Genomic DNA, 25,575 nt, shown 5'->3' with positions numbered 1-25,575 from the left:
TTCTCTACCTTACTACTTCAAAGTCTTCTTCTGCACATTCTCTCTCTACCTTGTCAAGCATAGCATTACACATTGATTCAACCAGCTTTATTGCACCTGAATATCCGATTTTCGGAGTATATTGATGTCCATATCTATCCATTATCGGGAATCCAAACCTGACAAACGGTATATCTTCCTCTCTTGCAATGAACTTCCCATAAGTATTTGCAACAAGCAAGTCTACTCCTTCATTTTTTATCAACTGGTGCAATTCAAACAAATCGGTATTGGCTTTCACAACCCCATCTATACCGGCCTCATCCATCATTGCCTTGATTTTTTTCTCAAACGCTTTACCCGGGGTCCCTGTTATAACATACTTTGGTATCATACCCAATGCTATGACAAATTGAGTAAGCGAAATAACGACATCCGGATCTCCAGCTATAGCTATCTTTTTACCACTGAAATACTGGGCACTATCAAGCATCAAATCAAGCAACTGCCCTCTTTCTTCCTCCAGCTCTTCAGGTACGGATTTCCCCGTTAATTTGACCAATGTCATCAGGAGTTCGTCCATGGCATCAATTCCGATAGGAGTCTCCAGTGTTTTAAAAGGTACCTTGCATTTGGTTTCCAGCTTCTTGGCTCCATCCTCTGAAGCAAAATTTCCAAAAGCTATAGTTATATCTGAATTTCCCGTATCTACTATATCTTCAATTTTTGTTCCGCCTTTAGGAAATATTTTATAATCCCCTGTATTTGGGACATCAAATACTCCATTGGTATCAGGGAATATTATATATGGGATATCCATAAGCTTGAATATTCTCTTCATTTCTTTCATATCGGCCGGTCCTACAAATCCAGGTATTATATTGATCTTACCATTCTTCTTTCCGCTGTTAACTGAAAGATATTCAACCATACTTCTTACCATATTTGAAAATCCAGTAATATGTGATCCAACATAACTTGGGGTATTAGTATGAATAACAAGCTTTCCTTCAGGTATTTGCATATCTCTCATATAGGTAGGCAAATCATCTCCTATTGTTTCAGAAAGGCATGTTGTGTGTATAGCTATTATATCCGGATTATACATTGCAAATATATTTTTTACAGCTGTTTTGATATTGGCTCCTCCCCCAAATACACAAGCTCCCTCAGTAAATGAGCTAGAAGAAGCCATTGCCGGCTCTTTAAAATGTCTTGAAAGAACCGTCCTGTGATAGGAACAGCATCCCTGCGATCCATGGCTATGCGGCAGACAGTTGTGAATTCCGAAAGCTGCATACATAGCTCCAACCGGCTGACAGGTTTTAGCTGGATTTATTCTTAAAGCCTTTCTTTCTACTAATTCTTTTGGCGTTGCATCTAACATTACTTTCCACCTCCTGAAACGGCTACTTCTTCTGCTACTTCTCCATCTATCAATGGTTCCTTTTTCCATGGTGGAGTCAAATACTTCCATGCCGGTGTATAAACTCCTCTTGCAAGCTCTCTTGCAAATATTACTGCACCTTTAAATCCTGCATATGGACCTGTATAATCATAGGAATGAAGCTGTCTTGACAACACTCCCATTTTCTCAATAACATACTTTTCTTTTATTCCTGTCAAAAACATGTCAGGATGCAATTCTCTTATAAATTTCTCCAATTCATGTCCATTTATATCATCTATCATTATAGTGTCATCTTCCATTTCTGCTACAAGTCCATTATACCTGTCCAATTGTACACCTTCTGCCTTAAGAGCTTCTGCCCTTTCTTTTGGCAATATAACACGATATTTTTCTTCATCTTTATGAACAGTTATTTCAGGTATATTTTTACTATCTGCATCTACTTTTATCGTCGGAATAACATCACTTCCTTCATAGTCATCACGGTGTCCGAACTCATGACCTGCAAGAATAGTCTTTATTCCAAGATCCTTGAGCAGTTCCTGATAAGTCTGGGCTCTTAATCCACCTACATAGAGGCAAGCCGTTCTTCCCTGGAGCTTTTCTCTATAATATTGTATATCGGCATCAATTTCTCCCACTTCTTCTGCAATAACTTCTTCTGTTTTCTTATACAAATATGGGTCGTCAAAAACTTTTGCCAAATCCCTCAGAGTATTGCTTGTTGCCTGAACTCCTATAAAATTGGCCTTAATCCATGGAATTCCATACTTTGTTTCCATCATGCCGGCTATATAGTTGATTGATCTGTAGCACTGAACCAGATTTACATCTGCCATATGTGCATTCTGAATCTGCTCATAGCTTGCATCACCGGTAAGTGTTGCTACAACATTGTAGCCTATTTTTTTAAGTATTCTATCAATTTCCCAGGAATCACCGCCAATATTGTATTCGCCCAGCACATTTACTGAATATTTCTTGTGTTCATGATTCCCTGTTCCAATTATGTCACTCATAACAGTATTGTTTGCTATATGATGACCTGCCGACTGTGTTACTCCTTTATAACCTTCACAGCTGAAAGCAAGTACCGGTATACCATACTTTTTCTGCGATGCAGCTGCAACTGCCTGTATATCGTCACCAATAAGTCCAACAGGACATGTTGCATATATTCCTATGGCTTTTGGATGAAAAATTTCAACTGCCTCGTCTATAGACTTCTGTAGTTTTCCAACTCCGCCAAATACTATATTTTGCTCCTGCATGTCAGTACCAAAAACATATTCATTGAAATTTTGTCCGCCTTCTTCAGCTTTTGACTTAAATCTTCTTCCGCCCCAGGTATAAAAAGAACATCCTACCGGACCGTGAGTTATATGAACCATGTCCTTGATAGGTCCCATGACAACTCCCTTACACCCTGCATAGCAGCAGCCTCTTGCTGTAATTACTCCTGGTATAGTTCTTATATTGGCTGCAATAACCGGATTAGGTGTTTCTTCTGTCTTCACAACAATATGCTGTTTTCTTTTTTTATAGGTTTTAGCCGGATATGGTTCCAAAACTTCATCAATTATTTGATTCAATTCCTTTTTCATAAAATCATCCTTTCATAAAAACTAAATAGCTGCGTCTCCTGTTTCTTCTGTTCTTATTCTTACAGCATCTGTAACACTTGATACAAATATTTTTCCATCTCCAGGATTTCCTGTTCTATTTGTAGCTATTATGGTATCCACAACTTTCTTTGCATCTTCATCTTTTGTCAATATCACAATCAACCTCTTTGAAACCAATCTATGAACTTCAGATAGCTGTTCCATAACTCTTTCATCAGTTTCAACTGCTGTATCTTCTTCGGATATATAATTTTTTATTACAGAAAAATCTACCTTCTTCTTACCACGTCCAAGTACCGGTTTACATGTAATAGAAGGAAACCCAGCTTCTGCAAGAGCATCTTTTGTCTTGCCTACCATATTTATTCTAATGATAGCAACAACTTCTTTCATACTGCATTCCTCCTTATTATAATTCGCTTGTACCAGAACTTATCGTGTATGCCTCTTCTACAGGAGATATAAATATCTTTCCATCTCCAAAAGCTCCCTTGCTTCCAGTTTTGGCGTTTTTTGTAATAATTTTTACAATATCATCCTTATCCTCATCTTTTATTACTATAAGCAGCATTTGTTTTGGAATTTCATCATAAAAAATCTCACCAACTTTTACTCCTCTTTGTTTACCTCTACCAACCACATCAAATTTAGTAACTGCTGGAAATCCAGCATCGCATAATTCAGAAAGCACAGTTGTAACCTTCTCCGGTCTTATGATAGCTTTTACCATTAACATCGTTGAACACTCCCCTTTTTTATGTTAAAATATAAACATTATTAGAATTTAGTCGATTCTAATATTTTTTGTGTGTATCTCTTTAATTGGCTTGTTTTTAAGAGATACACTCTTTCTTAATTTTTTCCTTTCCGCATTCTGTACTCATTTTATGCATCCATAAGACCATATTCCATCATGATTGCTTCCAGTTCTTCCTGTGCCATAGGTTTTGGTATTACAAACATGTCATTTCCATCTATAGCCTTGGCTAGTGATCTATATTCATCTGCCTGTTTAGCTTTTGGATCATACTGTATAACAGTCTGCTTGTTTATTTCTGCCTTTGTGACTTCAGGACTTCTCGGTACAAAGTATATCAACTGACTTCCCAGTTTTTTAGCAAATGCATCAAGCAATTCTTGCTCATTTGCAACCTTTCTGCTGTTACATATGATACCGCCTAATCTAACTCCACCTGCATTTGCGAACTTGCTTATACCCTTCGATATGTTGTTTGCTGCATACATTGCCATCATTTCACCACTGGCTACTATATATATTTCCTGCGCTTTTCCTTCACGTATTGGCATTGCAAATCCTCCACATACAACATCACCAAGTACGTCATAGAATACATAATCCAAATCATCAGTATATGCTCCCAACTGTTCAAGCATATTTATTGAAGTTATTATTCCCCTTCCTGCACATCCAACTCCTGGTTCAGGTCCACCGGATTCAACGCATTTTATTCCTTCAAACCCAGTCTTCAAGATCGACTCAAGATCAACATCTTCTCCTTCTTCCCTCAATGTATCAAGAACTGTCTTCTGAGCTAGTCCACCTAAAAGTAATCTGGTAGAATCTGCTTTTGGATCACATCCTACTACCATTATGTGCTTTCCCATCTCTGCTAATCCTGAAGTAAGATTTTGTGTCGTTGTGGATTTTCCAATTCCACCTTTTCCATAAATAGCTACTTGTCTCATTTTCCATTCTCCCTTATTTTTAGATTTTTTAAGACCTGAATTTCGTATTTCAAAATCAAGTCTTTAATAATTTATAACACAATATATCACATTTAATTCAAAAACACAACACTTTTTTAGTAATCTATTAAAATAATGCTATTGAAAATGTTATTATTTTAAATAGAGCCCTGATAATTATTATTTTAACATTCATCCACTGATAATCGTTCTCAGCTATCAGTGGATGAATGTTAAAATATGTTTAGTTATATTTAGTTATACAATGATAAAATCATAAATTATTACGTTTTATAACTTTTTATAATCTTATATAACATATATAATATGTAGATACTATTTTTATTATAAAAAATATAACTTCAATTAAATAAAGTTGTATTTTTATGGAATGTGTATTAAAATCATTATAAATAATGATTGATTCTTACCACACTCATAAATGAGAGGAGGTACTTTTTATGTTAGATAATACAGCTTTAACTCCACAAGAAGTAGCTGAAATGCTTAAAATAGCTAAAAATACAGTTTATGAATTAATTAAAAGAGGCGAATTAAATGGGTACAAAGTCGGTAAAAAAATAAGAGTAGACTTAAAGGATGTGGAAAATTATAAAAATAAAACTAAAAATACCAAGTCCATTCAATTTAATCCCGTCAAAAATGACAGTCTGGAATATATAGATATTTTTTCCCAGCAGAATATTGTCAATAACAATAATGATTTTATAATATGCGGTCAGGATGTACTTCTCGATATTTTGTCAAGATATATAGAACTTTACTCCCCAAATATTAGAACTTTTCGTTCATATGTAGGAAGCTACAATGGACTATTGGCTCTCTATCTTGGTAAAATACAGGTGGCTACAGCCCATTTATGGGATGGAGAATCCGGACAATACAATATTCCTTTTGTAAGAAGGTTGATTCCCGGTATTCCCACAGTAATAATTCATTTAGCCTGTAGAATGCAGGGATTTTATGTTCTTAAAGGAAACCCTAAAAAAATTCAGAGCTGGGATGATTTAAAAAGGCCTGACTTAACTATAATAAACAGGGAAAAAGGATGCGGCACCCGAATTTTATTGGATGAACATCTTCGTCTACTTAATATAGATGGAAAATCCATAAATGGATACAACCGGGAATGCTTTTCTCATCTTGCTGTAGCAAGCACTGTGGCAAGAGGCGGTGCAGATTTAGCCATAGGCAATGAAAAAACAAGTCTTCAAGTCAAGAATGTAGATTTCATACCTCTTCAAAAAGAAAGATATGAACTGGTCATAAAAAAAGAAGATATAGATAAATCTCCATTCAAAACAATAATAGATATAATACGTTCCGATGAATTCAAATCCGAGTTACTAGGAATAGGTGGTTATGATTTAACGGAAACAGGCAACATCATAGCTGAATTATGATGCTGCAAATATCTCAATTCCATTGATTTCTCAATTTGCCTAATTTTTAACAATGTATCCGCTTTGAATAAATTGATACATTGTTAAAAATACTTTGCCAGATTTTAATTCAAATCATATACTTATTAAAAATATTCACGTGTTATGCACATATTATCAACAGTATATTGTGCATAACTTAACCTGTTGTGCTAAAAGATAAACTTTCATAAATAGGATATATACTCCATTGGCTTTAAATATTGTTTGTCTGAATTCTTTTGAAAATTGATTTACAGTTTTCTTTCTTTTCAAATTTTAGTTCTGAAATAAATTTATCTCCAATATATCCTTTATCACCTATTATAGTTACTGGCGATAGATAGGATGTTAAATCCCATACTGCTGCCCTATCATCAATATTGACAGGAGTTAAAATAAAATCAGTCAGATATCCATCAAGTGTTGTGAGGGCATGCAATTTAAAGCCATAGTAGGTTTCCTTCTTGAAGAGGCACACCTGCTGTAGGCAACTTTCGGCTTAAATGCTCTATGGAAATGGGCTCTTCCAAATTCACAAACTGGAACCGGCATACTGTCAATTATCCTGTATTGCTCATATTTATTGATTATTATCATCTTACATATTTTTACGTTTTTAAAAGATAGTATCAATTTTACGAGTGCCGAATATTATAATTATTGGACAGAAGATTATATCTATAATAAATAAAAACAAAGGAAGTGCATAATATATGGCTGCATTATCAGTGGATTTTGATACACCACAAACAGCTTCTGGACAAGTGGTTAATATAACTGGAACTGTACCTGTAGGTTCAATCTACGTTGAAGCTATCCAATTAGATGTTCTCAGAGCTGACTCTAGTCATCAATACTTTTCTATATCAAATGTTTATGACAATTCATCAGGCACAGCTGTACTAGCAGTTAACGATACCGTAAATCTTGCTATAGTTCCAAAATTAGAAGCAACTGAAACCGTAACATTAACTAGCTATGGAGCTTTAGAAGCTCAAATAGTTGAGGCATAATATAAACCAGATGGCCAGAGCATGAAAATGCTCTTGGTCATCTATTATATTATTTAATTTGGGGTGATATATTTGTATTCATTTATGATTCCAGCAAGTAACAGCCTTACAGTGACAGATAAAATTTCAAATGGCAATATTCATAGTTACAAGTTAACAGTAGGATGTGACGGTCAGTTTGAATATTATAGTTTACTTTATTTCAACATTGCTTCATTACCAAATAATATTACAGTAGACAAGGCTGAATTAGTACTATTTAAATGCGATGGTTTTCACAATAATAAAAATGTTGAATTTACAATCTCTCCAATATATGATTATTTCAGCATATACACCACCTATTCAAGAATTCCCTCATTCAATAATTTTAGCCAGGCCAAATTCTGCCCAATGACATCAAAGGCAGCAATTGTCATAGATATAACACATATAGTTTCTTCATGGATTGAAAATATCTCATCTAACAAGGGTATAATAATCTATAACATATGGAATAATTGTATGGCAAGTTTTGGATCGGAACTTGCAAAAGAACAACAGATGGTCCCGTTTATAACTATAAAGGCCAAACATAAAAAGTGCACCTTGCCACCTGAAAACAAAAAATCTCACTGTGATTATAATTTTCATCTGGCACTACAAATAATTAACAACTGCAATACAGGCACTTCCCCAATTCCTCCAGATTCAAGCCTTGTAGAAGTTACAGTAACAGGAACAGTTGCCAGCCAGTCCACCTTTGTGGCAATGATAGAAGTAATTGTAACTCGAAGTAGTGGCACAATAGACAAATATTATGTTTCAGATGAATACGTGAATCCATCCCGTGAACCTCTTAACATAAACAAAACATACTCAATTCCTGTAGTACCACCACTTGCTCCCGGCGATACTGTAACCAGAGCCAACGTTTATGGTTCCTACAAAGATTCTTAAATAAATAAGTACGGAAATTAGCATAAAAATGAACTCCGTATGTTTTATCACGTTTCAAGCTTATTACTCTAAACTTTTCCCCACGCAAAATAAGCACCCCAAATAACGGATGCTTATTTAAAAAGGAGATCTATTAAAACATAACCCAGTGGTGGTTGCACTTAAGTTTATAGTGCCCCGCAACCACAGACACCTGATTGTAATAATAGGGGGAACTATTATTTTTAAGATATCTCTTAATATGTTTATTATTTTACAAGTCATTTATTGAAATTTGATGTCATATTCATTAATTATTTGTAACAAAATATATTATTTTTATGAACAACAAAATAAGCACCTGAGGGGCTGGCTCAAAATGCTTATTTGTATATAGGGAACTATTGTGTTAAACTTATCTGAATTACAACTTCGATTATTATTTTATCTTTGCGCTGTTAAGAGCATATTAACCTCAGGTTAAATTGATGGCACCCGGAATTAATCTACTGCTTTATAAATCCCCTGCCCATTTAGGCACTGTCAGGAGGCCTGGTGGGTTCTGTTATAAAAGAGAACTTTCATCTTAGCCACGATCGATTATCTATAGTATATACTACTTTTACATGGATTTTGTCCCAAATTTGTCTCACGATTTTTTACTAATTAACTTTTACTCTGAATTCCCGTACCTTTGCTTAAAAGATATACACAATATTAGTTCATACTTATACCCTCATTTTTAGATCTCTCCATTAATTCTTTATGAAGTGATTTAGGCATTCTTAATTTAAACTGTCCTGAGAAATTTTCTTCCTCCAATGGTTCTGGTATGAATATTCCATCTTCAAACGCTGCTTCAAGCCAATTTCTTTTTGCATCATTTAAGAGATTTATCCCTTCGTCAATTGTATCTGCACAAGTAATGCATCCTTTTAATTCTGGATATTTTAATACATATCCACCCTCTTCATCTTTTATAATTTCAATTTTATAGTTAAGATTCATGTAATATTCTATGCTTTTCTCTCTTCGGATTCTACTATGTTCCTTACCAGTTTTACATATGTAACTTTAATTGGCCTTTTGTATGGTATGGTAATTGGGTTCTTTCCATCTTTTCTGAATGTTCAGTGGCTGCTACCACCTTTAGGAGATTTTCCCTCATAGCCATAACTTTCTAAAACTTTTTTTCAACTCTGAAAATCTCATATCAGTTGAAATATTTTTTATTTCCTTTATCAGCTTATCAAATGTTGGCATTTCTTATATACCTCCTATTAATATATTATGATGTCAACATATTTTAAGTAAAAAAAATGATAGCTTTCTACTTACAACTATCACCATACAAACTTTTCCACTTCACAATATCCTCTAATATGTCCTCACGTCTCCTGTAAGCAGTACTCCTGATACCGCCATACATTTACTGGCTATCAATCCAAAGCCTTTATCCAGCTTGTATTTATAAGTAATAAAATCCATCATTTCTTTTCAGCTGCCTTATTCGAGCCCTCTTTCTGCTGAGCTTTCCACCTATATACTCCAGCTTTTCAATTTCCCATATAATGCCCCTTTCTGACGCTTCTTCACCTGTAGAGCTCGTCTGTACCTTTTCTCCGAAAGTAGGACTCATATGGCTGTCTGAGCTGATACATACATTACAGTGTTTTATGTCCCTTCAATACTTTCGACTTGGTCCTGAAGATCCCTGCAGTCAATTTCTAGTAGCTCCATTTCCTTAAGATCCCTAAAATAGCCATATAATTCTCCTTCAGTCTTTTTAAATGTCTCTTTATCAGGCACCAACATTCCCTCCCGCCTATTTATTACTTATGTCTATAAAAAACTTTGCTGCATATCTTTCCTCCCTACTTAACAGAATCATCTTCCTGCACCTGTTCACAGCCATGTCCACAACTTCAAATACCATATTTTCTTTGTCCTTTGCTTTCCCGGCCTTCCTTCTCTGCAAAATCCAGTATGTCAAAATAGCCTTTTCTCTGCAAGTTAGTTCATTCATTTAGCAACTTCCTCTCGATATACAAAACTCCGCACACTGCATCTCCTGCCAAATCATCTATGTGGTATCTTCTCTCGAATCTTCTGGTAATCCTGATTTTCTCTTTAAAACTACAAGAGGGTACTGTGATTATCTCAATTTGAACTTTCTCAAGCATTTCACCACCTACTTTTTAAGATTTTCCATGTATAATAAATTAATTTCTGTATATACTACTCGACATACTCCAATGATTTCTATATTTTATTTTTACCAGGGACTTTTATCCCTGGCTATTTTTTATTTTAAAAATTACCAGTATGATTATTTGATTTCTGCACATCCTATTGATATAAGGATATCAATGTACTCAAGATATTAGTTAGAATATTTAAAGTTATATAAATCTATAGGAAGTTTATGTGAGTTAGAATATTTTGTCTCCCGGTACATTGATACTTACTTTATGCTGGGGATGATGAATCCCCAGTACCTAATTTCCTTCGTTGATAGTTCCTATACCAAATAACATTGTGCCAGGGAGTGAAGTCCTTGGCACAATGTTATTGTAGAATTTTTATATAATATTGCCATTTGAGTTACTTATATCCTCCTTCTTATCAAGTCCATTTTCCTTTATATATTTATCTCTCAACTTCTTGGCAGTATCTATCCATACCCCAATGTTCCTATTACCTCTTTCCATCATCTCACATTAGGATCTATCAGGTTGTCTCCTTCTATTCTTCTTAAGCAGCTGTATATTAGTGCTATGACCTGTTCATTGGATATTCTCTCCATCCAGAACTCCCTGCTCTCTATGATGAATTTATATCCTGCAACTTATAGTAAACAAGCTATATATAACGAAAATAACGAAGTTACCGGTTATGTAAAAACTCTTGCAGATACCAAAAATGATGAAGTGCGATCTGTACCAATTCCTAAAAAATTGTTTAGTTTATTAAAGTTCAAATATAAAGAATTTTTAAAAGAGAAAGTTAAAAATCCTAAAAAATATAAAAAAATGGATCTAGTATTTTGCAATAAGGGTGGAGATTTTTTAAATGACAAGACTCCTCTCAGAGCAGTAAAAAAAATATATAAAGAATTAAATATATCTAGTGATTTGACTTTCCATAGTTTAAGACATACATATGCAACTAGGCTCTATGAACAAAATGGTGACTTAAATGTAATTCAAGCCTTACTTGGACATATAGACATAGATACTACGCGAAAAACTTATGTTCATGTATCTGAAGAACGAAAAAAAGAAGCAACCAGTTTACTGGATAACTTCCTTGATTGACTACATTTATTTTACTACAGTTTTTACTACATTTGTACTACATTTTAATAAATCCTAATGAAACGTTATTTCCTTAAGCCATTGATTTTATGCCATTCTTGAAGCTTAATAAATCTTAATAAAACCTATGGCGGAGAAAGAGGGATTTGAACCCTCGCGCCGGTCACCCGACCTACGCCCTTAGCAGGGGCGCCTCTTCAGCCACTTGAGTATTTCTCCATGTCCTACAAATAAATTAAATGGCGGAAAGAAAGGGATTCGAACCCTTGGTACGGTCACCCGTACGCCGGTTTTCAAGACCGGTGCCTTAAACCAACTCGACCATCTTTCCACATTTGTTTTACACAATCCGACTACTTCAACTGTAACAGCCACAACAGGAATTATTATAATATAGAAACATTAAACTGTCAAGAAAAAAATCTAAACTTCTGAAGTCAGGCAATATAAAGATTACCTCCTCCGTAGACGATTATGTATATAGCAGTTTGTGGAACAATTCTAGGATATAATTATACAACAACCACACCGGAGAAAGTAGAAGCCTACACTGGTAGCAACCCAAGTTACACAGATGTCCTTTCCCTAGCACCGGTATCATGTGGATTTGACGCACCAATAGTTCTAGTCAAGTCAGATGTAACCAAAATATCTAATACACCAGGATTGCAGGAATACCTTAATAAGTATGTGCCAAAAGACCTTAGCGACAATAGATATTCGACATACGTGGCAGGAAACATAAACTATAGTTTGTATGAGAAATTGCCAAGGTCTGAATCAGGCGGTAAGAGCAGTGATATAGACCATGATAAGTATTTGAGCAACTTGGTTATAAATAAAACTTTTACAAATATAATTGATACATCGACCTTCATAGTAGCCAACGGACAAAACTTCCCAGATGCCCTCGGCGGAGCAGCCCTAGCAGGAAAACTACAGGCACCAATTCTTTTTACTGGAACAGACATGAGAAAAACCTATACATTCAATATACCATATAGTGGTGGTATTATGGCAGACAAAGAAACTGCCAGTGAAGCAGAGAGAGTCCTTATTTATCCATATATAGAGAGACAGGTGCAGGAAAAGGTGTCTATAAGCTCGGAGGTACCGCAGTAGTTCTAGACAATGCGGTAAACAGGTTTAGATGAAGTCAGCAAAGAAAGATTGTGGATATTAAGCTTGGTTGTCCTGCTCGTAGGGACTGGATTTTTAGATAATGTAAGTGCTGTAGGCGAATATGGATATGGATATATAGTTTACAGGTGTGTAGATGTAGACAACCAAGATACAGATATATACCAATTTAAGACTATTCCTGTTAACTTAAACGTTGGTACCACCGCCAACTACAATATACCAGTACCAGGCATAGACGGATACATCATTGAACATGTTACTGTAGACGGTACAAATAAAGGGCAACCAGAATCTTTAAGTGTGACAGTAACCTCAGCTAACACAGTCTATAACCCAGTAAGAGCTATGATGTATTATACAAAAGCCAGCGCAAACCTAACTCTGATTGTTTATGCTGGCACTATTCATAAAGATGGCACAACGAACCGCAGGTGGTATCGGCAGGACAGAAATTGACAGTCAATGCACCTTCACCATCTAATACTAATCAAGTGTACCAAGGATACACATTCGAGGAGAATGAAAGTATTAGAGGGGCAGATAAGTCAGTAAGTGTTACAATTGGCAATGAGAGCAAGGCTGTTTATTTTTAGTACAGCGAACCTACAAATCCAATTGATCAGGTAACTATAATAGCAGGCCACCACGTATTAGACCCTAAATCCATGAAAGTGGTTAACAAAACATCAGGACCATACGCTGGAGTGGATTACTTTTCACGTGTGCAATCCACTGTTGATATAACAGAAGCTGATGCTAAGATTGGATATGTTAAGGAAATAACGGTATCAGACCCTGCAAACGGAGCTTCTAAGCCAGGATATACACTACTGTGCATTGCCAGAAGCACCAGAAGTAAGAGGAACACCAAACTCTTGCTTACAGCAATATGTGACACCACCAGGTATAGTACAATCAACATCATTCAAAATTAAAGTATCGGCAGCAATTTCCAATGTATTCCACCAGGCACACCGCCACTTGAGCCAGAACAGCCTGACTCCAGTAATATAATATTCACTCCAAACCAGACATCCTTGACGTTTTACAAGACTAAAAAGCCAGGCTGGAGTAATGAAGGTAAGATAAGGCAGGGACTACGTAATACCACCGTTCCATTGAAGTGGTGAGTACCCGGTATTATATTTGCCATCACCTTCTTCTGTAGTTTTCTGATAATTAAAATCCAAATTTAAAAAAAGTCCAAAAAAGTATTACTCTTTAATGGACTTTCATTAATTTATTTTATTATTTCTTTTCCTGCCATATAAGGCTTAAGTACTTCTGGTATCTCAACAGTTCCATCCTGTTTCTGATAATTTTCAAGTATAGCTGCAACGGTTCTTCCTATAGCTACTCCCGAACCATTTAAGGTATGAATATATTTTGGTTTATCTTTTGGAGTTTCCTTATATTTTATATTTGCACGTCTCGCCTGAAAATCTTCAAAATTGCTGCAACTGGATATTTCTACATATCTATTATAACTTGGCATCCAAACTTCTATATCATATTTAAGTGCAGCTGTAAAACCAAGATCACCTTTACATATTCTTACTACTCTGTATGGCAATTTCAATCCCTGAAGTACATCTTCAGCATCCCTTGTTAACTTTTCAAGTTCCTCATAGGATTGTTCCGGTTTTGCGAACTTAACAAGCTCAACTTTATTGAATTGATGCTGTCTTACAAGTCCTCTGGTATCTCTTCCTGCAGAACCTGCTTCTGATCTAAAACATGCACTATAGGCCACATGCTTTATAGGTAAATCTTCACCTTTTAAAATTTCATTTCTATATAAATTTGTTACTGGAACTTCTGCCGTAGGTATTAGAAAATAGTCATTGTTTGCAATTCTAAAAGCATCTTCCTCAAATTTTGGAAGCTGACCTGTACCTGTCATACTTGTTCTATTAACCATGTATGGAGGTAATATTTCTTCATAACCATGCTCTACAGTATGAACATCCAAAAAATAACTTATAACAGCCCTTTCAAGCCTTGCTCCCAATCCTCTATAAAAAGTGAATCTTGAACCTGAAACTTTTCCGGCTCTTTCAAAATCCAATATATTCAAATCCACACCTATATCCCAATGCGCTTTAGGTTCAAAACCAAATTGAGTTGGTTCAGACCATCGCCTTATTTCCACATTATCTTCATCAGATTTTCCTTCTGGAACTTGAGGATTAGGTATATTAGGTATTCTCAGCATTATATGCTGTATTTTATCCTCAATTTTTGAAAGACTCACATCATATTCCTTTATTTTTTCAGACAGCCTTTTCATTTCAGATAAAAGATTATCTGCATTTTCACCTTTTTTTTTCATCTTGGCTATATTGGCTGAAGCTTCGTTTCTATTTTTTTTCAATTCTTCAACTTCAACTAAGATATTTCTTCTATTTTGATCCAATGATACAACTTCATCTATATCAGATAGATCAAAATCCTCTCCTCTATTTGATAAAAGCTTTTTTATTTCTTCTGGATTATTTCTTATTCTCTTTAAATCCAACATATTATACAGTCCTCCTTAACTTTATAAACACAAAAAAGGAGCTTCTATCCCTCCAAAGGGACGAAAATCTCCGCGTTGCCACCCTAATTAATCAGACTAATATCTGACTCTCTTTAAAATATAACGGTTATACCGAACTGAATTTGACAGCTACCTCCAAGCTGGATTCATAATATTACAATACCAGTTTCCACCAAAATACTGATTCTCTTGAATTTGTAGTATTATTACTGAACTCTTCATAGGCCAATTAATTTTTGCCTTAATTATATATGAAATAAATTTTTATGTCAATAAAAACCTTTTTTTGATTTAAATAAATTAATTACTTCTCTATTGCTTTATTTCATCTGACATGTATTTTGCCGTTTGTGAACGCTTATAGTCTGTATTCCACTGAGAATATCTGCTATCACTGCGATGATCCTCCAGTTTATAATTTTCTTTTAGAAAATTTCCAAAATCTTTACTTACCTTAGTAGAACCGCTAATATTTAAATGACCTGAATTGTACATTTCATTTTTGAAATCAAATCCTATTTCATCCATTTTATCATTATAATTTATAAATTGAACATGATTTTTCTTTGCAACTTCTGCAACTTTATTAAACAATTTGGCTTTTTGCTTAGACCACGCATCTGATTTAGAATCCGCATTATAATCACAGGGCGTATTTACTAAAATCAATTTCAAATTATTCTTTTTACATAAGTCTATTATCTTATCTAAATAAAGTGATGCTTTAGGTGCAAGATCTACTGTCCCAGAAATTGTATTTGAAGTTTGATTATAAGTTGAACTGTCCTTTCCATATTTTTTAGTTCCAGCAGCAAATCCTTTTGCATAATATTCCTCAGCACTATTATAATTGAAATCCCTATATATTAATTCATTCCATCTATAATGATATTTTAAGAGCGGAAATAAATAGCTTACTATATCTTTGGGTGGTACACAATTTTTAATTGTATCTAATTTATTCAAAGAAAATTTCATATTGTCAATGGCATTACTTATATATCCTTTGTCACCATATTCTGCTATTCTTGTCAAGTAATAAGCATCAACCACTACAATAGGATTTTTATGATTTTTTAAAACTTCTTTTAAAATATAATAAGTTATATCTATTGATTGACCACCTGTAGCATAATTAAAACTTGTTATTCCATAGTCATGCCATAATACATTTGGATCTATGCCACTATTCATATGGCTTCCTCCCATTAAGACAACATCATATTCATTTCCAGTATGGTTATATAAACCTTCAATTAATTTACCTCTATGATTTGTTTTCAATATAAATATTGGAGTAATAAGATTAATTATAACCATTAAAAAAGTAAATAGAAGCAGAGCTTTTACAATTGCCTTTTTAATCACAAATATGCCTCCTAGAAATTAGAATATATAAATTCTTGAACATTATATCCATCTCCATATATACCGAATATCAATATAACTATTATTGAAGTCACATATAAAGACCACCTCAATACAACATTCTTTTTTAATAATTCATCTCTCACATCTTCTTTTCTCTGCATTAAATCAACTATTAAAACTACAATCAATCCCAATATTCCAATTAAAAAATTAGGTGAATCCAAACCAAGTTTGTATAATGAACCATCTGTAAATATCGATGGATTAAAATATGCCATATTTTTAATTAGTATTATAGAACTTTCAAAAGAATTTGCCCTAAAAAATAGCCATGCAAAATCAATCAACACAAAATTAATCAGTACTTGAGTCAATTTATATGTAAAAGTATATACTTTTATATTGAATTTATGGATCAGCTTTTTCTTTACAGGATTAAGCACTTTTCCAATAATATAATACATGCCATGCAAGAATCCCCAAATTATAAAAGTAAAACCTGCACCATGCCATAGACCACTTACCAAAAACACAACCATAACATTAAAGTAAGTTCTTAGTTTACTACACCTGCTTCCTCCCAATGGGAAATACAAATAGTCCATAAACCAGCCTGTAAGTGACATATGCCAGCGCTTCCAGAATTCCTTTATTGATTTTGAAAAATATGGTCTTTCAAAGTTTTTTGATAATTTGAATCCCATAACTTCTGCCGCACCTATCGCTATATTGGAATATGACGAAAAATCACAATAGAGTTGAAATGCAAAAAATATCGTAGCTATTATTATTTGAAATCCTTTATAATTTCCTGGATTATTATATACTGTATTTACTACTTGACCTATTCTATCCGCAACTATAGTTTTCTGAAAGTATCCCCACAGCATTAAAAGCAATCCATTTTTCACTCTATTATAATCAAAATAATGCTTTTCATCAATTTGGTGTATAAAATTCTTTGACTTTTGAATCGGTCCCGATAATAGCTGGGGGAAAAATGATACAAACAATGCATACTTTCCTAAATTTTTTTCTGCCTTGACATCTTTTCTATAAACATCAATTATATAACTTAAAGCCTGAAATGTATAAAACGAAATCCCCAGTGGAAGCAGAAAATCAAATTCCGGTACATCCATAATGATATTAAAATGTGAAAAAAATCTTTCAGTAGCTGTAATAAAAAAATTATAATATTTAAACAGCGCCAAAATACCTACATTACTTGATACACTCAAAAAAACCAATGTCTTTCTTGTCTTTATGTCATTTGCTTTTTCTATTAACAACCCACCCACATATGTAATTATTGTAGATATACCAATCAGAACCACATATTTAGGATTATAACTCATATAAAAATAATAGCTTGCTATAAGAAGCCATATCCATCGTATCCTATGCGGTATAATAAAATAAATAATAGTTACAATAGGGAAAAAAATCAAAAATTGTATTGAGTTAAAATACAAATTACAGCATCTCCTTGGTTATTTTACAAAAGTAATTTAGTAATACATGCAATTATATATTATCCCATCTATATGTCAAGTTAGTGACAATGCCCTTAAAATACCATTAGCTGAAATTATATAAATATTTCACAAAGCTGTTTCAGAATCATCTCAGGTGTATAATGACGTACATCTCTTTGAAATGAATAGTAATCTCTGCTTAAAGCCATTAATAACATGTCTGCCCTAAATATACTGTCAAAATGCGTATGATCATTCTCATTCATTGCATCAAATAATTTTACTAATATTTGATGCAATTCATCAAACAGAGGATTGGTCATTTTTGATTTAAGTGAATTATTTGACGGCGCTGCCTCGACTCCTGTAAGCAATTGAGCTTTTTTCTCCCTAAAACAGATAAATAATCTGAGCACCTCTTTTAACCGCTGATTTGGAGGATCAGAGTGATTTTGATCCAGATATTCCTGAATGCCGTCAAAAAGTAAATCAGCATTGTCTTTAATTAAATCAAGACACAATTCACCTTTATTTCTATAGCGTCGATAAAGTGTTCCGGAACCAACCCCTGCTTCATTGGCAATTTGATTCATGCTAACTTGTTCTACACCATATTCTTCAAATAATTTTACAGCTGCATTCAATATTCGCTGGCGATTCTCGGCTGCATCACGACGTTCGGAATAAAATTTAAATTTGGTTGATTTAGAATTCATTTTACCATCACTTCCTAAAATTAATTATAAAATCCCCTTGACAAATGGAGATGTCTCCGCTTATACTAATATATAACTGGGGAGCTCTCCGTTTATTCTAACATAAAAAGAAGGAGTTGTAAAATCAATGCAAAATCATAAAAGTAAAGAAGCACTATTGGTTATGGATATGCAAAATGGTATAATATCACGTTTCTTACAAGATGAGAAGGTGGTGCTTCCATTCCAAAAAGCTGTCGAAGCCGCACGAAGACATCTTGTTCCAATTATTTTCGTGAGAGTTGCATTCAGTCAAGGATATCCGGAAATCAATTTTCAAAACAAGTCGTTCTCAATAATTTCTGAATCCAGCAGAATGACGGTATATGATATCGCGGCACAAATTCATGAATCTTTAAAACCTAAGCCAAATGAACCAATAGTTACAAAATTCAGAGTCAGTGCCTTTACCGGGAGTAATCTTGAAATCATACTGCGTTCACAACAGATTGACACTTTAGTCTTAAGCGGAGCTGCTACAAGCGGTGTTATTTTATCGACATTGAGGGAAGCTTCAGATAAAGACTATAAACTCAAGGTACTTTCAGATGCATGCATTGATTCAGATAACGAGGTTCATCGTATTCTCATGGAAAAAATATTTCCTAGACAGTCAGATGTGCTTACTGTTGATTCCTGGACAAGTACTCTCAATTAAAAACTGCAAAAATGAAAGGAGTTAATTAATAATGCAAGGTAAAAATCCATTCCCATTGAGATTTGTAGCCCCTCTTTATATGGGATCTACACTTAATCCGATAAATAGTTCACTGCTTGCAACTGCACTAGTACCGATTGCTTTATTCATGCATGTATCTGCTGCTAAAACCACAATACTAGTTTCAGCACTTTACCTTGCAAGCTCAATAGTTCAACCTACTTCAGGCAAATTGTCAGAGGAATTCGGACCAAAGCACATATTCCTAACTGGAATTTTTTTAGTACTATTGGGCGGAATAATTGGTGGATTTGGCAAAAGCTTAACCATGTTGATTGCAGCACGAGTTTTCATAGGTATAGGAACTTCCACTGCTTATCCATCTGCAATGCTGCTAATCCGACGTCGAGCTGATGAAGCTGAATTGTCTGAACCTCCCGGCAACGTACTTGGTGCACTTCAAATTGCCGGAATAGCATCAAGTGTTGTGGGGCTTCCAATAGGTGGAGTATTAGTAGGGGTATTTGGATGGCGTTCAACATTTTTCATCAATATTCCTGTCACATTTATTGCGTTTTTAATGGCTGTATTATGTATACCAAAGGATACACCAATAAAGGCCGAAAAAAATGCAATCAAAATATTATCACGAATTGACTGTATTGGTATTATTGCATTTGCAGTAACCATGATCTCTCTTCTTGTGTTTTTATTTTCTATACCAAAAGTGAATTTAATTGCACTGGGTATAGTCATCATATGCAGCATAAGCTTAATTTTGTGGGAGCTTAAAGTAGAGCATCCATTTATTGATATACGCATGCTTAGCAAAAATCCTGCACTTACTCGTACTTATATACGTCTTGCATTGCTTACTCTATGTATCTATACAGTGCTATATGGTTTCACCGAATGGCTTGAAGCCGATCATGGAATTAGTTCTTCAGAAGCTGGATTGCTACTGCTGCCTATGAGCATACTTTCAGCAATAGTGATTTCACCTGTTTCAAGACGAAATCTTATACGCGGCCCGTTAATTTTATCTGCAGTATCTTCAATTACAGCTTCTTTTGGTATTCTGTTTTTAAATTCAGATACACCAATAATTTATATTATGATCATTACCCTTATATTTGGTATAACTATGGGAACAATGACCAGCAGCAGCTCAATTGCTCTATACACTCAGGTCACTGCAGAGCAGATTGCCACAGCTTCAGGTCTTCTTCGTACTTTTGGATATATAGGCTCTATTGCCTCCTCAGCTTTAGTAGGTATAGTATTTCATACAAAAGTTGCGGATTCCGGACTCCACCTCATTGCAGTCATCATGATCATTGTAAGTGGAATAGCATTGCTAATAACAATTTCTGATCGAACAATTAAAAAAACTGCACTGTATTAAAAAAAGCCCAGCTATTTACCGTAAAAAATCTACAATAAATAGTTGGGCTTTTCAGCTCTATATTGAACTGGTACTTCTGACTTCATAAGAATTTCATCTTTTTTGGATTCTTGTTTTAACCTTGTTACTTTTGCTACAAGCATTTTTATATCCTTATTTGACATATTCCTCATTTTTTGATAGTATGATGTCATACCATTTGTTGACGTAATTATTAACGTAAAATTCATTTATTTGCCCTTTCGAGGGCCTTTTTTTTTTTCTGTTTTTCAAAACTTAATCAACATTCTCCGCTTGTAATCTTACAAACTTAGGACAGTTCTTGTTTTTGTTGCATAAGTCATCCATCTATCTCCCCTTTTTAAATAACATTTGTTTAATTCAATTTTTTCTTTTCTGACAAAGAAATCGCTCACCTATTTACCAAATTTTTCATAGTAAACAAGTGAGTGATTTTTACATTCCAATATTATGAAATGCTTATAAACCATTCATATATCTATAACTGGTGCTCCCAAGAGGAGTCGAACCTGCGACCTCTTGATTACGAATCCGGTAAGGTAGGTTTTATTGCATTATCTATAATTATATTTCGTTATATTACCTCAGTATTATACCTATTTAGATTATATCTAGTATTATTAAATCACATTATTATAAATCGTATTAGGTGTATAAATAGGTGTATTAAGCTGCCATTTCTGAATAATTTACAACAAATATTTCAGCTTTATTTTTTACAACTTCTTCAATTATTTTTTCTAACTTTAATGCTACATCATTTTCAATGAAATACTCACCACATTGTTTACAAACATTTGCTGGAACATCTTTAATTATAATAATATGTCCATTTAAGTCTACAATATGATTAACTTTGCCGCGAGTTAATTTAGACTTACATAAAATGCAATTCATATAAATTACCTCCTCCTTGTTCTTAAATCTTCATACCATTCACCACTATCTGGATAATACGTTGTTATCATCCAAACATATCCTTGGCCAACGGCACATACTACATGAATTCCTTTCTTTTTATCATTAAATCCCAATATTAAGCAGCTTGGAAATGGATAGTCACTTTCATAATACTCTATTATTTCACCACTCATCACACAATCAATAACATCTTTTATCTTTATTTTTCTTTGGTGCATTCGGATAAGTATATGACCACGCCATTGTACTTTATTAGATTTTAAAAGTTGTCTTATGTTATATATATTAAGGTCCAATATAATTTCTCCTCTTAAGTAAATAATATTCTCTTCTGTTACTGCTTTTCATTAATAAAGTTATGATTAAATAAATTATTATACTTATAATTTATTTTTTAATAGCTTCTTTAAAGTTTACAAATCATTCTTTACTTTCATAATTATAAAATGTACGTTCATTCCTTTTCTCTCCACATTCGTCAAAAATGGCAATACATTTATTTGTTTTTCATATTCTTGAACACTTTGATTATATATTGAAACTACAGTGTTATATTTAATGACAAATCTATCATTCACTATATACTCACTGTATCCTTTATTAATATTATATCATGATCCCAGTTTATATAAACATACATCCTAAACTATTTATTAACAAAATTCTCTTTAACCAAATTTATCAGTGATAATCTTTTTTTTCTAGTAATTGATTTATTATAGTATTGCTTTACCAAGATATAATATTCTACAGATTGTCCTAATTCATATATTAATGATAACTCTAACTCATTTATATATTTTTCTAATTCATCTTCTGTAAATGAAACAATATTATCAAATAAAAAATTATTATTAAATTAATCATTACACTCTTTTTCAAGATCTTGTTTATCCATATATCCTAACCATACACCTCTTGTTTGTTTATTTTTCTTCAAAATATTCACCTAATTTTTTCTGTAAATCAAAAGCATGATTATATTCTATATATTCAATACCTGCTATATCTGAAACTGTTTTTGTTTCCTTATCTCTAATTATTATTGTTTCTTTACCAAGTCCATATGATAATCCTAATTCTAGCATAACATTTGGATTCATTCCCGATATATTAAATATTAGATATTTACTTGACTGCATCTCATTGCATATTTTACACATTATATCTCTATTTTCAATTTCTTTATTTGCTTTATATATATTAAATCCTAAATTTTCTAAAACAATTTTTATTCCCCACTAATAGCTATCAAAGTATTTATCATCGAAAGGCATTCCAATAAATACTTCTCTACTATCTAAATTTGGATTTAACGGGCATCCTTTTGATCCTACTTTTAAACATTTTCTCATCTAATATACGGGTATTTCTTTATTAGCAATTTTGCTTAATTCAAAATCCTTTTGTTCTATAACTAAATTAATGATTTTTCTAATAAAAATTTTTAACCTTTCAATTGAAGACATTCTTATTGTTTTTTTACTATCAGAATAATCATATGAATTTAAATAGAACTTGTCTAATTTTATATTAATTAACAAAGAATATTTCCAAATAAGTTGATTTAATCTTCTTACCCAATCTTCTACTATGTCAGAATATATATATTTATTGTTATCAATATAATATTGCATTTCCTCTAAGTTCGCCTATATAATAATTAAATTTATCAATATTATTACTCATAAAAATACCCCTAAAATTAATTACTTCATTTTATATTATTACATTAAAAATTTAAGCACCAATAAAAATAATTTTTAATCATTAATATCTATATATAATATCACTACTATTTCCATATTATATCAAAATTTTTAATAAATCCAGAATAATTTACATAAGACTTATTCAAATGACTTATTCAAAAATTTTAGATATATATTATAACTTTGAATACTTATATAACTTATAAAAATTAATAAATATATTTGAAAGGAAGTTGATTATTATGTCAGCAGACGTAGAAACTATGTTTTATGTAAGACAGACACCTTGGCATGGGCTAGGAACAAAGGTAGATGAATCTCTATCATCAAAAAAGGCCCTTGAATTGTCAGGTCTTAATTGGAATGTCATTCAAGAACCTATTTGTACAATTGACAATATACCTATTCCCAATTATAAAGCTAATATTAGAGAAAGTGACAATTCAATACTTGGCGTTGTAACTAATAGATACAAAATAGTACAGAATAAAGAAGCCTTTTCTTTCACAGACAGTTTAATTGGTGAAGGCTGCAAATATGAAACGGCAGGTAGTTTACAAAATGGCAGAAAGGTGTGGCTGCTTGCCATCTTGCCAGACAAATATAAGATACTTGATGATGACATAATGCCTTATATAGTATTCTCGAATTGTCATGATGGTACTGGTGCCATCAAAGTTGCTATGACCCCTATAAGAGTTGTATGTAATAATACTTTAAATCTAGCTCTTTCAAATGCCAAAAGAATTTGGTCAGTCATTCATACAGGAGACATTAATGCTAAACTTAATGAAGCCGTAAAGACTCTATTTCTTGCAAAAAATTATATGAAAAATCTTGATTATGAAGCTCATTATCTAAGCAGGAAAACCATAAGTGATAAAAAGGCATTGGAATTTATAAAAGAACTTTTACCTTTACCTGATGCTGTAAGTAAAAATCAGGAGAAAAATATAAATATGCTAAGAGATGATATGAAACTGCGATATTTTGACGCTCCTGATCTCATAGATTTACCTAAAACACCATGGAGATTCATAAATGCCGTATCCGACTTTGCCACTCATATTGAACCTTTACGTAAAACTAAGAACTATAGAGGAAATTTATTTTACAAAACTATTGATGGTAATCCTATAATAGATAAAGCATATGAACTTATAAAAGAGGTTATATAGGGTGCGTTCTATTTCATTTATATAAGAAAAGAGGTTTTTACTATGGCTGAACTATTTATAAGTACTAAAAATATTTCAAAAAAAGATTGGTTGAATTTTAGAAATAAAGGTATCGGCGGTAGTGATGTAGCCGCCCTCTGTGGTATAAATAAATACAAATCCCCCGTTGAACTCTGGATGGAGAAAACAGGACAAATTAAACCAGCTGAAAGTGGTGAAGCGGCCTATTGGGGCACAAAAATGGAGCCTATAATACGTGAAGAATTTACAGACAGAACTAATCTCAAAATAGATATTGTCAATTCCATATTAAAACATGAAAAGTACAACTTTATGATTGCCAATGTAGATGGTATTACTTATGATGATAACTACGGCAATTGTATATTTGAAGCAAAAACAGCTTCTGCCTTTAAACAAAATCAATGGGAAAATAGTATACCAGAAGAATACATGCTTCAAATTCAGCACTATATGGCCGTTACAGGTTTTAAAGCTGCCTACATTGCAGTTTTAATCGGAGGCAATCATTTTAAATTTAAATTTATAAAAAGAGATGATGAGTTAATAAATATGATAACAAAGCTAGAAAATAATTTCTGGAATCATGTAATTGATAATGTTCCTCTTGAAATTGATGGTTCAAAAGCCTCTACAGAACTTCTAAACAGACTGTACCCCAATTGTCATGAAAAAAGCAAAATAACACTTCCAAATGAATCTTTGGATTTGTTAAACCAATATGACATTTATAAAGAAAAGGAGAAAGAAATTTGCCAGATAAAAAATACTGTAATAAATAAATTAAAATCTTTAATTGGCAAAAACGAGACTGCTGTAATAGAAGATAGACTTATTACATGGAAAACTATATTCTCTGAAAAACTTGACTCAAAAAAATTGAAAGATGCAGAACCTGAAATTTATAAAAAATACATTACTAAATCCACATTCAGACGATTTACTGTAAAATAAG

29 protein-coding genes, 2 tRNA genes, 1 pseudogene and 1 other annotated feature are annotated in these 25,575 nt (G+C 33.1%); of the genes and pseudogenes, 11 read left to right on the top strand and 21 right to left on the bottom strand.

Annotated features, from left to right (window positions below; translation table 11 throughout):
- Positions 1 to 4: 4 nt before the first annotated feature.
- From nifK to nifH, 5 genes are all read right to left on the bottom strand, one after another.
- Positions 5 to 1,366, bottom strand: coding sequence for a nitrogenase molybdenum-iron protein subunit beta (gene nifK / locus LKE46_RS15105; protein ID WP_291724132.1), 1,362 nt, complete (start codon positions 1,364 to 1,366; stop codon positions 5 to 7).
- A complete protein-coding gene (nifD, locus tag LKE46_RS15100) occupies positions 1,366 to 2,994 on the bottom strand; it encodes a nitrogenase molybdenum-iron protein alpha chain (RefSeq protein ID WP_291724129.1) in 1,629 nt (542 codons plus the stop codon). Before nifD ends, nifK begins: the two co-directional genes overlap by 1 nt.
- A gap of 21 nt (positions 2,995 to 3,015) precedes the next feature.
- Positions 3,016 to 3,408, bottom strand: a complete 393-nt coding sequence (locus LKE46_RS15095) for a P-II family nitrogen regulator (RefSeq protein WP_291724126.1) — start codon at positions 3,406 to 3,408, stop codon at positions 3,016 to 3,018.
- Positions 3,409 to 3,424: 16 nt separating this feature from the next.
- The gene (locus tag LKE46_RS15090) at positions 3,425 to 3,751 is read right to left on the bottom strand and encodes a P-II family nitrogen regulator (protein ID WP_291724123.1); all 327 of its coding nucleotides are present in this window, start codon (positions 3,749 to 3,751) and stop codon (positions 3,425 to 3,427) included.
- Positions 3,752 to 3,900: 149 nt separating this feature from the next.
- On the bottom strand, positions 3,901 to 4,722 hold the full coding sequence (gene nifH / locus LKE46_RS15085) for a nitrogenase iron protein (RefSeq protein WP_291724120.1): 822 nt from the start codon (positions 4,720 to 4,722) through the stop codon (positions 3,901 to 3,903).
- A 461-nt stretch (positions 4,723 to 5,183) separates the two neighbouring features.
- Between nifH and LKE46_RS15080 the strand changes: the two genes are divergently transcribed.
- Positions 5,184 to 6,146: a helix-turn-helix transcriptional regulator gene (locus tag LKE46_RS15080; protein WP_291724117.1), complete on the top strand. Its 963-nt coding sequence runs from the start codon at positions 5,184 to 5,186 to the stop codon at positions 6,144 to 6,146.
- A 231-nt stretch (positions 6,147 to 6,377) separates the two neighbouring features.
- On the opposite strand, the pseudogene LKE46_RS15075 reads toward LKE46_RS15080, so the two are convergent.
- Positions 6,378 to 6,746, bottom strand: a pseudogene (locus LKE46_RS15075) (transposase); the annotation flags it as partial.
- A 134-nt stretch (positions 6,747 to 6,880) separates the two neighbouring features.
- Here LKE46_RS15075 and LKE46_RS15070 point away from each other — a divergent pair.
- A complete protein-coding gene (locus LKE46_RS15070; RefSeq protein WP_291724113.1) occupies positions 6,881 to 7,180 on the top strand; it encodes a hypothetical protein in 300 nt (99 codons plus the stop codon).
- Between the two features lie 84 nt (positions 7,181 to 7,264).
- Positions 7,265 to 8,119: a DNRLRE domain-containing protein gene (locus LKE46_RS15065; protein WP_291724109.1), complete on the top strand. Its 855-nt coding sequence runs from the start codon at positions 7,265 to 7,267 to the stop codon at positions 8,117 to 8,119.
- Positions 8,120 to 8,815: 696 nt separating this feature from the next.
- Here the strand turns inward: LKE46_RS15065 and LKE46_RS15060 are convergent.
- The 5 genes from LKE46_RS15060 to LKE46_RS15035 all read right to left on the bottom strand — a co-directional run bounded on the left by LKE46_RS15060 (position 8,816) and on the right by LKE46_RS15035 (position 10,812).
- Entirely contained in the window at positions 8,816 to 9,106 is a 291-nt protein-coding gene (locus LKE46_RS15060) for a type II toxin-antitoxin system HicB family antitoxin (protein WP_291724106.1), read from the bottom strand.
- Positions 9,107 to 9,772: 666 nt separating this feature from the next.
- Complete coding sequence (locus LKE46_RS15050; RefSeq protein WP_291724102.1) at positions 9,773 to 9,907, bottom strand: hypothetical protein; 135 nt, start codon at positions 9,905 to 9,907, stop codon at positions 9,773 to 9,775.
- Positions 9,908 to 9,923: 16 nt separating this feature from the next.
- Positions 9,924 to 10,124, bottom strand: a complete 201-nt coding sequence (locus LKE46_RS15045) for a hypothetical protein (protein ID WP_291724099.1) — start codon at positions 10,122 to 10,124, stop codon at positions 9,924 to 9,926.
- On the bottom strand, positions 10,117 to 10,281 hold the full coding sequence (locus tag LKE46_RS15040; protein ID WP_291724096.1) for a flavoprotein: 165 nt from the start codon (positions 10,279 to 10,281) through the stop codon (positions 10,117 to 10,119). Before LKE46_RS15040 ends, LKE46_RS15045 begins: the two co-directional genes overlap by 8 nt.
- A 399-nt stretch (positions 10,282 to 10,680) precedes the next feature.
- The gene (locus tag LKE46_RS15035; RefSeq protein ID WP_291724093.1) at positions 10,681 to 10,812 is read right to left on the bottom strand and encodes a hypothetical protein; all 132 of its coding nucleotides are present in this window, start codon (positions 10,810 to 10,812) and stop codon (positions 10,681 to 10,683) included.
- Between the two features lie 111 nt (positions 10,813 to 10,923).
- Between LKE46_RS15035 and LKE46_RS15030 the strand changes: the two genes are divergently transcribed.
- Complete coding sequence (locus LKE46_RS15030) at positions 10,924 to 11,415, top strand: tyrosine-type recombinase/integrase (protein ID WP_291724090.1); 492 nt, start codon at positions 10,924 to 10,926, stop codon at positions 11,413 to 11,415.
- 128 nt (positions 11,416 to 11,543) lie between these two features.
- Here LKE46_RS15030 and LKE46_RS15025 read toward each other — a convergent pair.
- Both LKE46_RS15025 and LKE46_RS15020 read right to left on the bottom strand, forming a co-directional pair.
- A tRNA-Ser gene (locus LKE46_RS15025) sits at positions 11,544 to 11,634 on the bottom strand.
- Positions 11,635 to 11,655: 21 nt separating this feature from the next.
- Positions 11,656 to 11,746 (bottom strand) — tRNA-Ser (locus LKE46_RS15020).
- A 143-nt stretch (positions 11,747 to 11,889) separates the two neighbouring features.
- On the opposite strand from LKE46_RS15020, the gene LKE46_RS15015 reads away from it, so the two are divergent.
- From LKE46_RS15015 to LKE46_RS15005, 3 genes are all read left to right on the top strand, one after another.
- On the top strand, positions 11,890 to 12,537 hold the full coding sequence (locus LKE46_RS15015; protein WP_291724087.1) for a cell wall-binding repeat-containing protein: 648 nt from the start codon (positions 11,890 to 11,892) through the stop codon (positions 12,535 to 12,537).
- A gap of 48 nt (positions 12,538 to 12,585) precedes the next feature.
- Entirely contained in the window at positions 12,586 to 13,014 is a 429-nt protein-coding gene (locus tag LKE46_RS15010; RefSeq protein WP_291724084.1) for a hypothetical protein, read from the top strand.
- A 266-nt stretch (positions 13,015 to 13,280) separates the two neighbouring features.
- Positions 13,281 to 13,493: a hypothetical protein gene (locus LKE46_RS15005; RefSeq protein WP_291724080.1), complete on the top strand. Its 213-nt coding sequence runs from the start codon at positions 13,281 to 13,283 to the stop codon at positions 13,491 to 13,493.
- Between the two features lie 305 nt (positions 13,494 to 13,798).
- On the opposite strand, the gene serS is transcribed toward LKE46_RS15005, so the two are convergent.
- From serS to LKE46_RS14985, 4 genes are all read right to left on the bottom strand, one after another.
- Entirely contained in the window at positions 13,799 to 15,079 is a 1,281-nt protein-coding gene (gene serS, locus LKE46_RS15000) for a serine--tRNA ligase (protein ID WP_291724076.1), read from the bottom strand.
- A 53-nt stretch (positions 15,080 to 15,132) separates the two neighbouring features.
- Positions 15,133 to 15,331 (bottom strand) — a binding site (T-box leader).
- Positions 15,332 to 15,412: 81 nt separating this feature from the next.
- Positions 15,413 to 16,468: a hypothetical protein gene (locus tag LKE46_RS14995; protein WP_291724074.1), complete on the bottom strand. Its 1,056-nt coding sequence runs from the start codon at positions 16,466 to 16,468 to the stop codon at positions 15,413 to 15,415.
- Positions 16,469 to 16,479: 11 nt separating this feature from the next.
- Positions 16,480 to 17,946 (bottom strand): MBOAT family O-acyltransferase, encoded by a 1,467-nt coding sequence (locus LKE46_RS14990; protein ID WP_363316089.1) that lies wholly within the window; start codon positions 17,944 to 17,946, stop codon positions 16,480 to 16,482.
- A 116-nt stretch (positions 17,947 to 18,062) separates the two neighbouring features.
- Entirely contained in the window at positions 18,063 to 18,665 is a 603-nt protein-coding gene (locus tag LKE46_RS14985; protein ID WP_291724068.1) for a TetR/AcrR family transcriptional regulator, read from the bottom strand.
- A gap of 127 nt (positions 18,666 to 18,792) precedes the next feature.
- On the opposite strand from LKE46_RS14985, the gene LKE46_RS14980 reads away from it, so the two are divergent.
- Entirely contained in the window at positions 18,793 to 19,362 is a 570-nt protein-coding gene (locus LKE46_RS14980; RefSeq protein WP_291724066.1) for a cysteine hydrolase family protein, read from the top strand.
- Positions 19,363 to 19,393: 31 nt separating this feature from the next.
- Positions 19,394 to 20,767 carry an MFS transporter gene (locus LKE46_RS14975; RefSeq protein WP_291724064.1) on the top strand — a complete coding sequence of 458 codons (1,374 nt, stop codon included), beginning with the start codon at positions 19,394 to 19,396 and terminating at the stop codon, positions 20,765 to 20,767.
- 29 nt (positions 20,768 to 20,796) lie between these two features.
- On the opposite strand, the gene LKE46_RS14970 is transcribed toward LKE46_RS14975, so the two are convergent.
- The 4 genes from LKE46_RS14970 to LKE46_RS14955 all read right to left on the bottom strand — a co-directional run bounded on the left by LKE46_RS14970 (position 20,797) and on the right by LKE46_RS14955 (position 22,851).
- Positions 20,797 to 20,997, bottom strand: a complete 201-nt coding sequence (locus LKE46_RS14970) for a hypothetical protein (protein WP_291724059.1) — start codon at positions 20,995 to 20,997, stop codon at positions 20,797 to 20,799.
- Between the two features lie 457 nt (positions 20,998 to 21,454).
- Positions 21,455 to 21,685, bottom strand: coding sequence for a type II toxin-antitoxin system MqsA family antitoxin (locus LKE46_RS14965; protein WP_291724054.1), 231 nt, complete (start codon positions 21,683 to 21,685; stop codon positions 21,455 to 21,457).
- Between the two features lie 5 nt (positions 21,686 to 21,690).
- Entirely contained in the window at positions 21,691 to 22,005 is a 315-nt protein-coding gene (locus LKE46_RS14960) for a DUF4258 domain-containing protein (protein ID WP_291724052.1), read from the bottom strand.
- A 630-nt stretch (positions 22,006 to 22,635) separates the two neighbouring features.
- The gene (locus tag LKE46_RS14955) at positions 22,636 to 22,851 is read right to left on the bottom strand and encodes a TIR domain-containing protein (RefSeq protein ID WP_291724050.1); all 216 of its coding nucleotides are present in this window, start codon (positions 22,849 to 22,851) and stop codon (positions 22,636 to 22,638) included.
- Between the two features lie 812 nt (positions 22,852 to 23,663).
- On the opposite strand from LKE46_RS14955, the gene LKE46_RS14950 reads away from it, so the two are divergent.
- Entirely contained in the window at positions 23,664 to 24,599 is a 936-nt protein-coding gene (locus tag LKE46_RS14950) for a DUF932 domain-containing protein (RefSeq protein WP_291724047.1), read from the top strand.
- Positions 24,600 to 24,641: 42 nt separating this feature from the next.
- A complete protein-coding gene (locus LKE46_RS14945; RefSeq protein WP_291724045.1) occupies positions 24,642 to 25,574 on the top strand; it encodes a YqaJ viral recombinase family protein in 933 nt (310 codons plus the stop codon).
- The last annotated feature ends 1 nt before the right edge of the window (position 25,575 follow it).

Source organism: Clostridium sp., assembly GCF_022482905.1.
Classification (GTDB): domain Bacteria; phylum Bacillota; class Clostridia; order Clostridiales; family Clostridiaceae; genus Clostridium_B.
The sequence above is the reverse complement of the archived record's forward strand: the minus strand, read 5'-3'. Positions and strand labels throughout refer to the sequence as shown.